This is a genomic window from Corallococcus sp. NCSPR001 (assembly GCF_017309135.1).
In the GTDB taxonomy this organism is placed as follows: Bacteria; Myxococcota; Myxococcia; order Myxococcales; family Myxococcaceae; genus Corallococcus.
Genome location: NZ_JAFIMS010000002.1, coordinates 1,089,184 through 1,103,349, shown reverse-complemented (window position 1 = coordinate 1,103,349; position 14,166 = coordinate 1,089,184). Strand labels below are relative to the sequence as shown.

Annotated in this window: 12 protein-coding genes; 6 read left to right on the top strand and 6 right to left on the bottom strand. The window is 69.1% G+C overall.

Annotated features, from left to right (window positions below):
- The 4 genes from JYJ93_RS06635 to JYJ93_RS06620 form a co-directional block, all read right to left on the bottom strand.
- Positions 1–1,074, bottom strand: a complete 1,074-nt coding sequence (locus JYJ93_RS06635) for a DUF2804 domain-containing protein (RefSeq protein WP_206787362.1) — start codon at positions 1,072–1,074, stop codon at positions 1–3.
- A 94-nt stretch (positions 1,075–1,168) separates the two neighbouring features.
- Entirely contained in the window at positions 1,169–2,341 is a 1,173-nt protein-coding gene (locus tag JYJ93_RS06630; protein ID WP_206787361.1) for an ABC transporter permease, read from the bottom strand.
- On the bottom strand, positions 2,338–3,072 hold the full coding sequence (locus tag JYJ93_RS06625) for an ATP-binding cassette domain-containing protein (RefSeq protein WP_206787360.1): 735 nt from the start codon (positions 3,070–3,072) through the stop codon (positions 2,338–2,340). Before JYJ93_RS06625 ends, JYJ93_RS06630 begins: the two co-directional genes overlap by 4 nt.
- Positions 3,073–3,086: 14 nt before the next feature.
- On the bottom strand, positions 3,087–4,613 hold the full coding sequence (locus JYJ93_RS06620) for an alpha/beta hydrolase (RefSeq protein ID WP_242543691.1): 1,527 nt from the start codon (positions 4,611–4,613) through the stop codon (positions 3,087–3,089).
- Between the two features lie 90 nt (positions 4,614–4,703).
- Here JYJ93_RS06620 and JYJ93_RS06615 point away from each other — a divergent pair, with 90 nt between their 5' ends.
- The 6 genes from JYJ93_RS06615 to JYJ93_RS06590 all read left to right on the top strand — a co-directional run bounded on the left by JYJ93_RS06615 (position 4,704) and on the right by JYJ93_RS06590 (position 11,404).
- Positions 4,704–5,546 (top strand): LEA type 2 family protein, encoded by an 843-nt coding sequence (locus JYJ93_RS06615; protein ID WP_206787357.1) that lies wholly within the window; start codon positions 4,704–4,706, stop codon positions 5,544–5,546.
- Between the two features lie 101 nt (positions 5,547–5,647).
- The gene (gene panD, locus JYJ93_RS06610) at positions 5,648–6,040 is read left to right on the top strand and encodes an aspartate 1-decarboxylase (protein ID WP_206787356.1); all 393 of its coding nucleotides are present in this window, start codon (positions 5,648–5,650) and stop codon (positions 6,038–6,040) included.
- A 111-nt stretch (positions 6,041–6,151) separates the two neighbouring features.
- A complete protein-coding gene (locus JYJ93_RS06605) occupies positions 6,152–6,592 on the top strand; it encodes a hypothetical protein (protein ID WP_206787355.1) in 441 nt (146 codons plus the stop codon).
- Between the two features lie 43 nt (positions 6,593–6,635).
- Positions 6,636–7,271, top strand: coding sequence for an EcsC family protein (locus tag JYJ93_RS06600; RefSeq protein ID WP_206787354.1), 636 nt, complete (start codon positions 6,636–6,638; stop codon positions 7,269–7,271).
- A gap of 149 nt (positions 7,272–7,420) precedes the next feature.
- On the top strand, positions 7,421–10,684 hold the full coding sequence (locus tag JYJ93_RS06595; RefSeq protein ID WP_206787353.1) for a P-loop NTPase fold protein: 3,264 nt from the start codon (positions 7,421–7,423) through the stop codon (positions 10,682–10,684).
- A 180-nt stretch (positions 10,685–10,864) separates the two neighbouring features.
- Positions 10,865–11,404, top strand: coding sequence for a MarR family winged helix-turn-helix transcriptional regulator (locus tag JYJ93_RS06590; protein ID WP_206787352.1), 540 nt, complete (start codon positions 10,865–10,867; stop codon positions 11,402–11,404).
- A gap of 1 nt (position 11,405) precedes the next feature.
- Here JYJ93_RS06590 and JYJ93_RS06585 read toward each other — a convergent pair whose 3' ends face one another.
- Both JYJ93_RS06585 and JYJ93_RS06580 read right to left on the bottom strand, forming a co-directional pair.
- Entirely contained in the window at positions 11,406–13,124 is a 1,719-nt protein-coding gene (locus JYJ93_RS06585) for a carboxypeptidase regulatory-like domain-containing protein (RefSeq protein WP_206787351.1), read from the bottom strand.
- A complete protein-coding gene (locus JYJ93_RS06580; protein WP_206787350.1) occupies positions 13,124–13,987 on the bottom strand; it encodes a deoxyribonuclease I in 864 nt (287 codons plus the stop codon). The genes JYJ93_RS06585 and JYJ93_RS06580 overlap by 1 nt, the downstream gene beginning before the upstream one ends.
- Positions 13,988–14,166: the final 179 nt, after the last annotated feature.

Below are 14,166 nucleotides of genomic sequence, written 5' to 3'. Positions count from 1 at the left end.
CTACCAGAGCATGTCCTGGTCCTCGGTGACGCCGGGGACATTGGACAGCTTCAGCTCCTGGCCGCCCACGCGCAGGGTGCCTTCGAAGAAGCCCACGGGCTGGGCGAAGTGGCTCACCACCAGCCGCAGGTTGCGCTCCTCGCGGTGCACGTAGATGGGCTTGAAGCGCAGGTCCACCGCGCCGTCCGCCGTCGTCAGCCGCCACGGGTCCAGGAGCTCCTTCGCGTCGTATTCGAAGTGCGCGCGGCCCACCGGGTAGAGCCGGTCGCCCAGCCAGACGGCGTTCTCGTTGGCCTCGGTGGCGCCCTCGTTGAAGCCCTCCACCAGGTTGAGCCCCACGGGCGTGCCGTCCGGCAGCCGCCCGGCCGCGAAGGCCCAGCGCCAGGCGGTGTGCCGCGCCAGGTAGCCCTGCGTGTAGTCCATGCCGCCCACGCCGCCGTCCAGCCGGAAGCGCCGGCCTCCCGCCTCCAGGCTCCCGAAGGCCAAGAGGCCACTGCGCTTCTGGGTGACGTTGACCAGCCCGTCGCCCTGCACCGGCGCGATGACGGTGAGGGCCGGCGGACCGCCCGCCACCAGCAGCTCGCCGTTCCACTGGAACGACTGGAGCGACTGCGTGCGCATGCGGCTGACGTCCACCTCCACCTGGTAGCGCTCGTCGGACTCGCCGCGCTTCACGGACATGCGCCCGCCCAGCGTGCGGAAGGCCGCCACGAGCCCCGCGCCCGGCTTGTCGCTCACCTCCGCGAGCGGCCCGGGCACGCCCAGGAAGCTCACGTCACAGAGGGGCTTCTTCTCCTGGAGGTCCACCGCCACCGCGAAGGCGTTGGCCGTGTAGCCCAGGTCCACCACCGCGAAGAGGGCCGCCACCTCCTGCGTGGCGACGAAGGTGTAGTGCCAGCGCTTGCGCTTGAGCAGCCGCGTGGTGCGCCCCGGAGCCCACTTCCCCAGCAGCCGGGGCAGGTCCACCTCCGGCAGCTCTCCCTGGTACGTGCCGAACCGCGGTTCCCCTTCCGTGGAGGCCACCGAGTTCGGGGCGAAGGGCAGCAAGGCTTCTCGTTCACGCTCGAGCGTCATCGCGAAACATTGGATGGCACTTCGCTGGCGCTGTCACGTGAACACGCGAGCCAAGTTGTGCCCCGAAGACACTCGGAGCGCTCACGCCTGCCCGCTAGCTCCTGCCGAAGATGATGCGCTCCTGGGTCAACAGACGCGTGGTGAACCGCAGCGCCACCAGGGACACCGCCACGCAGGACGCGAACGCGAGCAGGAAGGGCACCGGCCCCAGCGTCTCGCCGCGCATCACCTCGCCCGCGAGCAGCTCCTGCCCCAGCACCGGCACCGCGAACATCCACGTCTGCGTCTGGATGGGGGACAGGGCCAGCAGCATCCCGGGCAGCGTGGGCAGCACCATCAGGAGGGACAGGTACGTCTGCGCCTCCTTGAACGAACGTGCATAGGTGGACACCCACATCTGCACGGCGGACGCGGCCAGCACCAGCGGCAGCACCGCGGCCAGCATGCCCAGCGCGGCCGGCGTGTCGAAGCGGGCGCGCACGCCCAGGTCCTCCAGCGGCACGCGCTTCACCACCAGGAAGTAACCCACCAGACACAAGAGTACGCCCGTGCCCGCCATGGCGCAGGTGGCCAGCCACTTGCCTGCCACCACCGCGCCGCGCGGGGCGGGGTTGAGGAGCAGGGGCTCCAATGAGCCGCGCTCGCGCTCACCCGCCATGGTGTCGCTGGCCAGCTGCATGCCGCCCGCGAACGCCGCCATCACCAGGAACAGCGGGATGGTGGTGAGCACCGTGGCCGCGGTGCGCTCGGGGGTGGACAGGTCCAGCTCGTCCACGCGCACGGGCACCGCCAGCTCCGGGGACACGCCACGCGCGAACAGGCGCTGGCTGCCGGTCTGCTGCGAGTACACCGCCAGCATCCGCTGCGCGCGCTGCACGGACTGGCGGGCCTTGTTGCGCGAGCTGTCCACCACCAGCCGCACCGCGGCGGTGTGCCCGTCCGTGAAGGACTTCGCGTAGTCCTCCGGCACCACCAGCACCAGGTCCAGCTTCCCCGCCTGCACCAGCGCCTCGTAGCCCTGCGGCGCCTCCGTCAGCTTCGCGCCGTAGCGCTCCAGGAAGGCCATCAGGCTGGGCGCGTGCTCGCGGCCCACCACCGGCATCTCCAGCGGCCGGTCCTGCCGGTACCAGGAGGCCATCACGTTGAACATCACCAGGAACACCAGCGGGCCCAGGAGCGGCCACATCACCGCGGTGCCCAGCGTGCGCTTGTCCCGCAGGTGGTCGAGCACTTCCTTGCGCAGCACCGTCCCGATGAGGCCCTTCATTCGCGCAACCCCTGCTCGCTGCCAATCACGCTCACGAAGGCTTCCTCCAGGCTGTCCTTGCCGGTGGAGGCGCGCAGCGCGTCCGCGGTGCCGTCCGCCACCACCCGCCCGCGCGCCACCACCACGATGCGGTCACACAGCGCGGCCACCTCCTGCATCACGTGGCTGGAGAACACCACGCAGCAGCCCTGCGCCTTGAGCTTGCGCAAGAGCGTGCGCACGGAGCGCGTGGCCATCACGTCCAGGCCGTTGGTGGGCTCGTCCAGGAGCACGTTGCGCGGCCCGTGCACCAGCGCGCGCGCCAGCGCCACCTTCACGCGCTCGCCCTGGCTGAAGCCCTCCGTGCGCCGGTCCGCGATGTCCTTCATGTCCAGCAGCTCCACCAGCTCCTCCACGCGCGCGTCCAGCGCGGCGCCGGACAGGCCGTGCAGCTCGCCGAAGTACCGCGCGTGCTCGCGCGCGGTGAGGCGCGGATAGAGTCCGCGCGCGTCCGGCAGCACGCCCAGCGCGCGCCGGGCCACTTGCGGCTCCTTCGCCACGTCCACGCCGTCCACGGTGGCGGTGCCGCCGTCCGGGCGCACCAGCGTGTAGAGCATGCGCATCGTGGTCGTCTTGCCCGCGCCGTTGGGGCCCAGGAGGCCCGTGATGACGCCGTCCTCCGCGGTGAAGGTCACGTCGTGCACGGCCGTCACGGAGCCGAAGCGCTTGTGCAGGTTCCTGGCTTCAATCATGGGCGCTTTGGGTCCTACGGGACAGGGCCGGCGAAGGAGGTGAAGAAGGGTGGCCGCTTGAGGCCCGCGCCACAGTCGGGCGTCAGGCCCTCCACGCTGCCGCGCGTGAGCAGGTCCGCCATCAGCGTGCGCGCGCAGTCCGCGCCCACCGTGTTGTGCCCCAGCCCCGGCACCACCACGTGCAGGCTGTGCGTGAGCGTCCGCTTCGCCTCCTCGCCCCAGGGCGGCGGCGTCACGGGGTCCAGCTCACCGGACAGCAGCAGCGTGGGGATGTCCGATTTCACGGGCTCGCGGAAGCTCGGGGGCACGTTGGACTGGGGCCACTTCGCGCACGCGCGCTTGAGCTCCTGCGCCATGCGCGGGCCGAACCAGGTGCCCTTCGCTTCACGCTCGGCGTCCTCCTCCGTGAAGAAGGGCGCGTCCTCCGCGCACACCACGGCGAGGAACATGCCCCGGCTGGTGGTGCGCGCCACCTCGTCGGTGAGCCCCAGCGACAGCGCGACGAAGGGCGTCCAGTCATCCTTCGCGGCGCGGTCCAGCATCAAGGGCACCAGCGACGCGACGTCCGGGCTGTAGAGCAGCGAGAACAGCTCCGACAGGAAGACGCGCCGGGTGAGCGTGAAGTCCTCCGGCACGCCCGTGCGCGGATGCGCCAGGTGCACCTTCGCGGGGCTGGCCTCCAGCTTCGCGAGCAGCGCTTCCGTGCGGGCGCGCAGGTCCGGATACGCCTTCGCGCAGACGCTGTCCTTCGCGCACGCGTCCATCAGCAGGTCCAGGGCGCGCTGGCCGTCGCGCGCGGCGTACAGCGGCAGGTACTGCCCCATGGGGGCCACGCCATCCAGGATGGCGGTGCGCACGCGGTCCGGGTGCTGGCGCATGTACACCAGCGCCGCGCGCGTCCCGTAGGAGATGCCCCACAGGTTCACCTGCCGGTAGCCCAGCGCCGCGCGCACGTCGTCCAGGTCGTCCATGGCGATGGACGTGGTGTAGAGCCGCTCGTCCGCATCCCAGCCCTTGCGGCACTGGGGAATCACGTCCGCGTCCTCGCGGTCCTCGAAGCGCTCCGCCAGCGACGCGCGCGAGGGGTTCAACGCCTCGCAGTCCAGCGGGTGCGAGTCCCCCGTGCCGCGCTGGTCCACGAACACGATGTCGCGCTGGCGCCGGATGCGCTCCAGCGCGGGCAGGATGCGCGTGCGGGACGCCGCCTGGCCGGGGCCGCCCGCGAGGAAGAACAGCGGGTCCTCCTTCGGCTGCGACGCGAGCGCGGGCACCACCACCACGCGCAGCGGAATCTTGCGCCCCTTCGCCGCGGCCCGGTCCTCGAAGACCTCCAGCGTGCCGCAGAGGGTCTGCGCGGCCACCCCGTCCAGCCGGCACGGCTTCAGGTCCATCCGCCGCGGGGAGGCGGCCTCCGCGCTGGAGGACCGGGAACAGCCCGTGAGTGACAGCGCCGCCAGCACCGCCAGCGAGGCGAGGGGGTGAGACAAGATGCCACCTGTCACGAGGGGCCAACCTCCAGCACGGGGGAGCCCCTGGCGCATACCATTGGCGCACCGAAGGTGCACCCGTCGAAGCCCCGACATGCGCGGCGATTGAATCCGCGCGAACGCGGGGCGTCCTCTGCTACGCCCATGCCCATGAAGAAACGCGCGTTCCTGGTCCTCTTCGCCCTTTCGCTCACCACGCTCGCCGGCTGCGCCACGCTGCAGAGCCTGCTCAACGGAGCCTTCAAGAAGCCCACGCTGAAGTTCAAGACAGCCCGGCTGGCGAACGCCTCCCTGTCCGACGCCACGGTGGACCTGGTGTACGAGCTGGACAACCCCAACAGCCTGGGCCTGAAGCTGGCGTCGGTGGACTACGCCTTCTTCGTGGAGGGCAAGCAGCTGGTGGCCGGCAAGCCGAAGGAGGGCCTGAACCTCAAGTCCAACGGCAAGAGCCAGATTGTCTTCCCCGCCAACGTGAAGTTCGCGGACATCGCGCCGGTGGTGACCACGTTCCTGGACAAGGACGTGGCGGCCTTCAAGGCGCAGGGCTCGCTGGGCGTCCAGACGCCGCTGGGCGTGCTGCGATTCCCCCTGGAGAAGGAGGGCACGTTCCCCGTCCCCAAGGTTCCCCAGGTGCAGTTCCAGGCGCCGCGCATCACGAACGTCACGCTGAGCGGGGCCACGGTGGAGTTTCCGCTGGCCATCACCAACCGCAACGCCTTCCCCCTGCCGGTGGCGGGCATCACCGGCGCGCTCAAGGTGGCGGGCGCCAACGTGGGCAACCTGTCCACGGGCAACCTGGGCATGCTGGATGGCAGCGGGACGAAGCAGGTCACCCTGCCGCTCACCATCAACTTCGCGAGCGCGGCTTCGGCGGCCATGGCGCTGCGCTCGGGCGGCAACGCGCAGGTGAGCCTGACGGGCAACCTGACGTCGGACGCGCAGTCCGTGCCCCTGAACCTGAGCCAGCTCGTGAATTTCACGAAATAGACAGCAGGGCGTGCAGGGAAGCGGGCGGTGCATGGGACACCGGGGATGTTGTCCCCGGACAGGGGAGCCGTTACGGTTGCGCCGCTTCCCGAGGGCCCCCCATGCGCCGCATCCTCTTCAAGTCCAAGATCCACCGCGCGACGGTGACCCAGGCCGACCTCGACTACGAGGGTTCGGTGACCATCGACAAGGACCTGCTCCAGGCGGCGGACATCCTGCCCTTCGAGAAGGTCGCGGTGTGGAACGTCACGCGCGGCACCCGGCTGGAGACGTACGCCCTGGAGGGCGAGTCCGGCAGCGGTGTCATCTGCATCAACGGCGCGGCGGCGCACCTCAACCAGCCGGGCGACCTGGTCATCCTGGCCACCTTCGCGGAAGTGGAGGAGGCGGAGGTCGCCAACTGGAAGCCCACGGTCGTCTTCGTGGACGGCAAGAACCGGGCGGTCCCCGGCGTCACCGAGGAAATCCCCGGTCCCGCGCGCCGTATCGCCTAGGGACGCTTTCCCCGGGGCGGCTTTGCCGCTCCGGCCCTGTCTGCCATGCTTCCCGCCCTTTCCCTGTAGGCGCGGAGGCGCGGCGGCGCGCGTCCCGGAGGCGATGACGCGATGAAGTGGACGTGGGCAGGGCTGACGGTCCTGGTGACGGTGGCGGGGTGCAAGCAGGTGGGCCCGTATCAGCGCGACCCCAACGAGGAGGACGCGTTCGTCTCCAACGTGCCGGTCATCCGCGCGCCCGCCCAGGACCGCTGCGCGGCGCTGGGGAAGTCCTCCGTGCGCGGCGGCTGTGACGACGCCCTCTACCTGGCCCAGGAGTACGCCCGGCGCCTGTCGGTGGGGGACGAGGTGTGCCTGGAGGGCGGCTTCGGCGAGGAGCCGGGCGCGGCGTGCAAGGCGCGGGCGGCGGTCATCGACACGGGGCCCAACCGGGTGAAGCTGGAGGTGCGCTCGGCGCGCCCGGATTCGCGGTGGTTCCAGTCCGAGATGCGACACGCCTGGTACGAAGAGGGCGCGTTGGTGGACCTGTATCTGGCGGACCGGGGTTACTAGAGACGACCGGCCGCGTTCATCGCGGCCCCAAGGAGGAGACGACATGGCCTTCTACGACAGCGTGACGGAGCGGCTGGGCTTCATGAAGAAGCTGTCCCCCGCGGAGATGAAGAAGCTGGGGGCGCTGCGCCTGTCGGACCTCATCCAGGGGGAGATTGGCCGGGCGCGCGTGCGCGTGGCGGCGCTGGAGAAGCGCTACCCGTCCGCGACGACCAAGGAGCTGGCGCAGCGGCTGGTGGACGAGAAGAAGAGCCTCGCGAGCATGGTGGGCGGCGTGAGCGGCGTGTTCGGGCTCATCTCGCTGCCGGCGGACCTGACGTTCATGGCGTACCTGCAGCTCGTCCTGCTCACGGACGTGGCCACGCTCTACAAGGCGAACCTCAAGACGGACCGGGCGCGCGGAGAGCTGTTGGACCTGTTCGGCTACGCCAACGGGCTGGGGCCGCTGCACCGCTCCGGACCGAAGGTGCTGGGCAAGCTGGCGGCGCTGCTGCTCGCGAAGGGCGGCATGACGACGCTGGGCCGCGCGATGCCGCTGGTCGCCGCGCCCATCACGGCGTACCTCAACAACCAGCACATCCAGATGGTGGGTGAGCAGGCCGTGCGCTTCTACGAAGGCTTCGACAAGGCCCACGCGAAGGCGCGGACCGCGCGGCGCAAGGCAGCGGGCGCGGAGTGACCGTAGGCACCGGCCCAACGTGTTAGGATTGCGGAAGCAAGGCCTGACACGTTGGGGGGCAGTTGGTGAATAAAGAGCATTCGGTCCTCGATTCGATCGCGCTCATCGTGATTCCAGAGGGGCCTCTCCATAGAGCCCGCTGGCACGCCATGGCGACATTGCTGGCACCGGGACTGGCGCTCACCACCAACCACGCCATTCCCAGCAACGCGTCTCGCATCATTGTCATCAACCCGGACAATCGGGAACTTTCTGCAACAGCCCGCGTCGTGGGGCGTGATTCACAGAAAGACATCGCGCTCTTGCAGTTGGTGCACCAAGACGGTGCCCCCCAACGTCCCCCAGCGCTGACGTTCCACCCCCCGCAGGTAGGCGCGAGTTGGCAGTCCCGAGGGATCTTCAATGATGATGAGCCAACCCAATTCACACTGCGGTTCTCGGGGAGCGTAGTCCTCGTCGAGACCAATGGCTTGCTGCTCTTAAGAGTTGATGGCCCACTTCCCGCAGCCGGAAGCAGTGGAGCGCCCATCATTTCCGATGGCCGCCTCGTGGGCATTCTTCGTTCTTCCTCCACTTCACCAAGGCGTTGCCAAGCCATCCCTCTGACTTGGCTCAGAGAAAGCAGTCTCTGGTCCATCGTACAGGGGCATCTCGCACCGGAGAGGGACGAGGCAGCCTGGGCCCAGCAGATGCTCACCGAGCGGCTGTGGTTCGAGAAGCTAACGTCCCCTGCACGTCAAGTCCTTGAGGTCGCGGATGGCATGCGCCGGGCTGTCCCTAAGCCGTGGCCTAAGATCCTTCTGGAGTATCTCGTCGCCGCGCTCGCGCAAGAAGCAGCCGGTCCTCTTCCTGAGATGATGCGGCGCAGAGGAATCTCTCTTGACGAGCTGATGACTGCCATCCACAAGGAGAGTCGCACCGAGATTCCTCGCAGTGGCAGCTACGAAGTCTCCCCAATCAGAACCCTTCCAGAACTCTCCACTTACGTTCGCGAAGCCTTCGATCTCGCCGCAAAGGCAGCCACTGTCCGACTGTCGGATCACATCGAGAGCACCCATCTGCTCCACGGTGTCCTATCCGTCAACGAAAGCCCGCTCGTCCAGGCGATGGCGGCCATGGGCCTGAGCCGGGAGGCCATCGCATTCGAGCCCCTGGACGAACCGCTCCTCGTGGGCTTCCGCCCGGATGACCTCCAAGGCGAGGACCGACTCGGCATCGACTCGGAAGTGCAGGCGCTGGTCTCCGTCCTGGCCGCACGGGACGTGGAGCCTCCGTTGTCCCTGGGCCTCTTCGGCGACTGGGGCAGCGGCAAGAGCTTCTTCATGCGTCGGCTGGAGAAGTCCATCGACGCCGTCGCGGCGACGGCGACTCCTGGCTATTGCGAGAAGATCGTTCAGATCCGCTTCAACGCCTGGAGCTACATCGACACGCAGAACCTCTGGGCCAGCCTGACCTCGGAGATCTTCGAACAGCTTGCCCAGAAGCTCTCCAGCGGCGACACCGTCACCGCCGCCACGAAGCGCGCCCAACTGCTCGCCGCCACGGACAGCTCGCGCAACGTGCTGGCCGAAGCCCAGCAGCAGAAGGAATCCGTCGCACTCAGCCTCCGTCAGAGCGAGGAAAGACTCCAGAAGCTGGAGCACGCGGAGGAAGAGCTCCGCTCCGACCTGCGAGACGTGAAGCTCAACCGGAACACCCTCCAGCGCATCATGGAGACCACGGGACTTCAGAAGCAGGCGGAGGAACTCTCCACGAAGCTCCAGCTTCCCTTGAAGCAAGCTCTGACGCCGGAGGGCATCGAACAACTCCTGGAGCTGCGAAACCTGTCCGGACGCCTCCGTGCTTTCTGGCAGTCGCTCGCGTCCAAACCCTCCGGAGAACGGCGGAGCTTCCTGCTGTTGCTGCTCGTGTGCCTGGGCCTCCCTGCCCTCGCGTTGCTGGTAGCACCTCACTTCATCGAGGCCTGGAAGGAGCTGTGCGGGCTCCTGAGCTTCGCGGGCATCGCAGGACTCGTCCTGAAACTGCGGCCCTTCCTCGCGGCGGCGAAGGCAGCGGCGAAGGAACTGGAGACCGCATGGAACGCGGCCACCACGCAGATCGAAGAACGGAAGCAGGCGCGGCGCGCGGAGATGGAAGAAGAGCGCAAGACCCTCACCCTTCAAGTGGATCAGGCCCAGAAGTCCGTGGACGAAGCCATGGCCGCGCTTCGCGACGTAGAGGCGCAGCTCGATGCCCTGCGCGCGGACCGACAGGTCTCCGATTTCATCCGCAAGCGGCACCAGAGCACGGACTACACCCAGCACCTGGGCGTCATTGCCCGCGCCCAGCAGGACTTCGAACGGCTCACCGAGCTGCTCAAGGCGGCACGCGAGGAACACTCGAACAAGCCCTCCGACCTGCCGCGGATCGACCGCATCATCCTCTACATTGACGACCTGGACCGCTGCCCCGAGGACAAAGTCGTCGACGTGCTCCAGGCCGTCCACCTCCTCCTCGCCTTCGAGCTGTTCGTCGTCGTGGTGGGCGTGGACTCACGCTGGCTGTTGCACTCCCTCCAGCAGAACTCCAAGGTCTTCCAGTCTTCGCTCCAAAAGGACAACGGCATGTCCAGCGAGGAGCAGCACCACTGGCAATCCACGCCGCTCAACTACCTGGAGAAGATCTTCCAGATTCCCTACGCCCTGCGCGTCATGGATCCAGAGGGCTTCGGCTCCCTCATCGATGACCTGACCCGAGCCGCCGCCGAAGCGGCTCCAGCCACCCTCCCGGCACCGCCCGGAGACGCCGCACTCCAACCCGCCCTCCCGGCACCCGCGCTGCCTGATCCCGAACAGAAGCCCGTCCCCTCTCCAGAAGCGAAGCCCGTCAGAGCCAGCGAACCGCCCCCTCCGCCTCCAGCGCCGCTCCTGTTACGCATCACGGACGAGGAGGGCCGCTTCATGAAAGCGCTGCATGGGTTCATCCCTTCACCCCGGGCCGCCAAGCGCTTCGTCAACACGTACCGCCTCCTGCATGCCTCCCTCCCAACCAACGAGCGGGCCGCGTTCATCGGAAGCCCTGAGCGTCCCGGCGAATGCCGGTTCGCGCAGTTCCTGCTCGCGATGCTGATTGGCCATCCAGCGGAAGCGACGCGAGTGCTGGAGACCCTGGTGGAACAGGCGCCCACGGGCTCGTGGTGGGACTTCATCCAAGCCTGCCCCAGCTCCGAGAAATCACCGGAGCGTTGGGCGGAGCTGAAGGCGCGGGTGGATGAACTCCGGCAACAACACGTCTTCCCGGAGGACCTCTCCTGCGCTGCCTTCGTGAAGTGGGCGCCCCGCGTCGCGCGCTACTCCTTCCAGGCCCGCTCGGTGCTGATGGCTCGCAGGAGGACAGCAGCACCCGCTCGGCCCAAGGTGAGCAAGGCCTCGTGAGGCGCCAGCATCCGTCGTGCCAGACGCGGTAGGCCCGCCCCGCGAAAATCCGGTCAGTAACCAGTTCGATATATCCGTCACGTATTTCCGTTGATGTCTTCGCGGGCTGAGCCCGCGGGATGCCGGAGGCGGCGCACGCGAGGCTCGGACGCGGCGCTTGCTGACGGCGGTGAGGGACACATGACGGAGCTCTCGGCGGAGGTGCGCGTGCAGGTGGCGCGGTGGCGGAATCTCCTCGTGGACGCGGCCCGCTGCGGCGCGCTGGAGAGTCCCCTGGATGCCCTGAGCCATCCCCACTGGGAGCCTCGGGAGCTTCAGGCCATCTGGTGGTTGCGCTCGGAGAGCCTGCTGCCCGTGGGTGTGCTCGCCGCGCGCCTGGGGGGACTCGCCATGCCGCGCCTGAGCCGGCTGGTGGACCGGCTGGAGGACGGCGGCCTCGTGCGGCGGGAGCGCTCGGTGCGGCATGATCGCCGGCGCGTGCGCGTGCGCCTCACCGACGTGGGCCGCGTGCTCGCGGATCAGATGGATGCGCAGGTGCAGGAGCGCATGGCGCGGCGCCTGGCCCCGCTCCAGGGCGAGACGCGCAGCGCGCTGATGGATGTCCTGGAGCTGTGGGTGCAGGCCCTGACCGTCCAGGCCCGCACCGCCGAGGAAGTCACCGAGGAGAACGTCGAGCTGGCCAGCGCCCCCGACGAGCTTCTAACGGCGTCGGCCGCCTGAACTACAGCCGCACCTCCACGACGCCCGAGCGGTGGCACGCCTCCGCTCCGTCGCCCTCCCAATCCATGGCGTCCCTTTCGTGCACCTGCAAGGGGAGCGCGCTGGAGGTCATGAGCCCCATCCGCCACCGGCCCGCGGTGTCCGTCTCCCCCCGCACGGGCGGCAGGGATGGATTCGCTCCGCCCGCGATGACGAGCGCGCCCGCCACCGGCCGTCCCTCGCGGAAGACCCGCACCTCGCACGTGGACACGGCCGCGTCCTCCGGTGACAGCCGCGTCTCCACGTCCGAGAAGTCCTCGCCCGCCCGGGCGGTGCTGCTCGGCCGTGAGGCATACGGCGACGACGCCACCTGGATCCGGTACGTGCCGGGCTCCAGCAGGGACACCGCGAGGCCATCTTCCTCCGGGCGGAACTCCCGCGTGGGCACGACGCTCCACACGCCCTGCGCGTCGCGGCGCTCCAGCAGGTACACCGGATAGGGCGGCGACGTGCGTTCCCTCAACTGCGCCCGCGTGAAGCCATCCATCCGCAGCACCAGCCACCGGTACACCGGCATGCGCCACACCACGTCCACGGTGCCTCGCGACTCCGCCGTCGGCGTGAAGACGAAGTCCCACCACGAGGGCCCCACGGGCCGTCCCTCGTCCTCCGTCACCTCCCGCCGCACCGTGAAGCGGGTCTCCTGCCACTTCGGCACGTCCGGAATCGTGAAGTGGCCGTCCGGCGCGAGCGGGTGCTCCTCGCCGCCATCCCCTTGCCGGTACACCGCGGGCCCCAGGGGCCGCGCCCCATCCCCCAGCAGCACCCGGCCCCGCAGCGTGACGGTCTCCCCCACGCCCTCGGGGAACAGCTTCGCCACGTCCAGCGTCACCGGCGCCACGATGCCCTCGCGCAGGGGGACCTCCACCGGCTCGCTCTGCTTCCCCGAAGGCGTGCGCAACCACAGCCTCAGCGACCGGTCCGGAGGCAGGGGCGCGAGCCGCGTCTCTCCGTCCTTCACCAGGGGCACGGGGGTGTCGTTCTCGAAGGCGTGCATCAACTCCGGCGCCGCCAGCGCCAGCACCGGCAGCAGCATGCTGGCCTCCTCCGCGTCGTCCGGATCCACGCCCCGCTGCATCCGCACGGTGAAGGTGCCCGGGACATCCCGAGCCCCCTCCAGCCGCACGCGCACGCCCGTGGGTGGATGTTCCCGCAGCCGGCCCACGTCCACCCGCCCCGTCACCGGCTGCGTGTCGGGCACATGGTCGCCCCACCAGACCGTGCCATCCGGCGCGTACGCCATCACCTGGTAGCGCGGCGCGGAAGGCACCGCCACCGGCCCCACCACGCCGCCCTGCGCGGAAGCAGTGGCTGGAGACTCCACCCACTCCCGCACATTGGCCATCTCCTCCAGGCGCTTGGGGCCCGCGCGAGAGATGCGCCGGCGGCCCTCCTCTTCCCACCAACCGCGATCCGCGTCGGAGATGAACGCCGCGCCCACGCGCGCCTCGCCCTCGAACGGACGTGAGCCCTCCAGCGTCGCCGTCAGCCACAGGCCCGCGTCCACCGCGGCCTCCACTTGAGGAGCCACCTCCGGCACACCGGCGTCCTCGACCCGCGCGGTCACGGGAGGTGATGGCGGCGCCAGCGGTGGCGCGGGCTCGGGACGCAGCAGCATCCACAGGCCCACGCCCACGAGCACCGCCACCAGCAGACCTCCCAGCACCTGCTTCACGCGCATCAGTCCGTGTCGCTGTTGGAGTACAGGGACAGCCACACCGGCGCGTGGTCCGACAGCCGGGTGACGTAGTCCAGCGGGTTCGCGATGTAGTCGCGGCCCGTGCTGGAGAACTCCGTCACGTAGGTGTCCTGCATCCAGAAGTGGTCGTACGGGTTGGCGTAGCCCCCGGACGTGTTCATGGTCGTGGCCACGTCCAGCTTGCACGTCACCGTGGGCGACAGGCCCTTCAGCTGGCTCCAGGACGCGTGGGTGCAGGCCATGTTGTGGTCGCCCACGAGGATGACGTCCTGGTCCGAGCTGCTGGCGGACTGCACGGACGCGAACACGCCGTCGATGGCCTGCGCCTCCAGCGTGCGGTCCGTCGCCGTGCCCCACACCGCGTGCCAGTTGAGGAACGTGTAGTCCGCGCCCGTGGGCACGTGGCGCACCTTCACCACCTGCGGCTCGCGCTCGAACAGGTCCCCGGTGTCCGTCCACACCGTGGAGGACAGCAGCGACACCGTGTCCGTCCGGTACAGCACCGCGTAGTGCTCCTTGTAGGACGACCGGCCGATGAGCGGCGTCACCACCGCCTTCCATGTCACCCCGGAGACCGTCGTCAGGTTCGTCGCGATGGCCGTCGCCGCCGCCGCGTCCATCACCTCCTGGAGGAACACCAGGTCACAGCCATTGTTCGAGTTGCTGTTCGCACCGAACTGGTTCCACAGCTGCTTCGCGTCATCCAGGTAGGTCTGCTCGGCCGCCCATCCCTCGTGGCGGAGGTTCCAGCTCACCACCCGGAGATAGGAGCCCGCCTGCGCGAACGCGGGGAGCACCAGCACGGACAACACCAGGACGCGCGACAAGAAGGACGACCCTCTCATTTCACGGCACCTCCAGCCCTGCGGGACAAAAGCGCCCCATCTTCGGCACGCCCGCGTCCCAGGACCAGCCCTCCTTCGTGGAATCGGAGTGACAGCCCACCCCGCCCGACACTCCCCCAGGCACCACCTCACAAAATGCAACTTGATTGCATGTGACTCCTGGTGGCATCTACTGCGGA

What these genes read in the sequence shown, in the direction of transcription:
- JYJ93_RS06585 (WP_206787351.1), bottom strand. Translation starts at nt 13,124, where the DNA reads ATGCGCGTGAAGCAGGTGCTGGGAGGTCTGCTGGTGGCGGTGCTCGTG.
- JYJ93_RS06635 (WP_206787362.1), bottom strand. Translation starts at nt 1,074, where the DNA reads ATGACGCTCGAGCGTGAACGAGAAGCCTTGCTGCCCTTCGCCCCGAAC.
- JYJ93_RS06600 (WP_206787354.1), top strand. Translation starts at nt 6,636, where the DNA reads ATGGCCTTCTACGACAGCGTGACGGAGCGGCTGGGCTTCATGAAGAAG.
- JYJ93_RS06605 (WP_206787355.1), top strand. Translation starts at nt 6,152, where the DNA reads ATGAAGTGGACGTGGGCAGGGCTGACGGTCCTGGTGACGGTGGCGGGG.
- JYJ93_RS06630 (WP_206787361.1), bottom strand. Translation starts at nt 2,341, where the DNA reads ATGAAGGGCCTCATCGGGACGGTGCTGCGCAAGGAAGTGCTCGACCAC.
- JYJ93_RS06620 (WP_242543691.1), bottom strand. Translation starts at nt 4,613, where the DNA reads ATGCGCCAGGGGCTCCCCCGTGCTGGAGGTTGGCCCCTCGTGACAGGT.
- JYJ93_RS06615 (WP_206787357.1), top strand. Translation starts at nt 4,704, where the DNA reads ATGCCCATGAAGAAACGCGCGTTCCTGGTCCTCTTCGCCCTTTCGCTC.
- JYJ93_RS06590 (WP_206787352.1), top strand. Translation starts at nt 10,865, where the DNA reads ATGACGGAGCTCTCGGCGGAGGTGCGCGTGCAGGTGGCGCGGTGGCGG.
- JYJ93_RS06595 (WP_206787353.1), top strand. Translation starts at nt 7,421, where the DNA reads ATGGCGACATTGCTGGCACCGGGACTGGCGCTCACCACCAACCACGCC.
- JYJ93_RS06580 (WP_206787350.1), bottom strand. Translation starts at nt 13,987, where the DNA reads ATGAGAGGGTCGTCCTTCTTGTCGCGCGTCCTGGTGTTGTCCGTGCTG.
- JYJ93_RS06625 (WP_206787360.1), bottom strand. Translation starts at nt 3,072, where the DNA reads ATGATTGAAGCCAGGAACCTGCACAAGCGCTTCGGCTCCGTGACGGCC.
- panD (WP_206787356.1), top strand. Translation starts at nt 5,648, where the DNA reads ATGCGCCGCATCCTCTTCAAGTCCAAGATCCACCGCGCGACGGTGACC.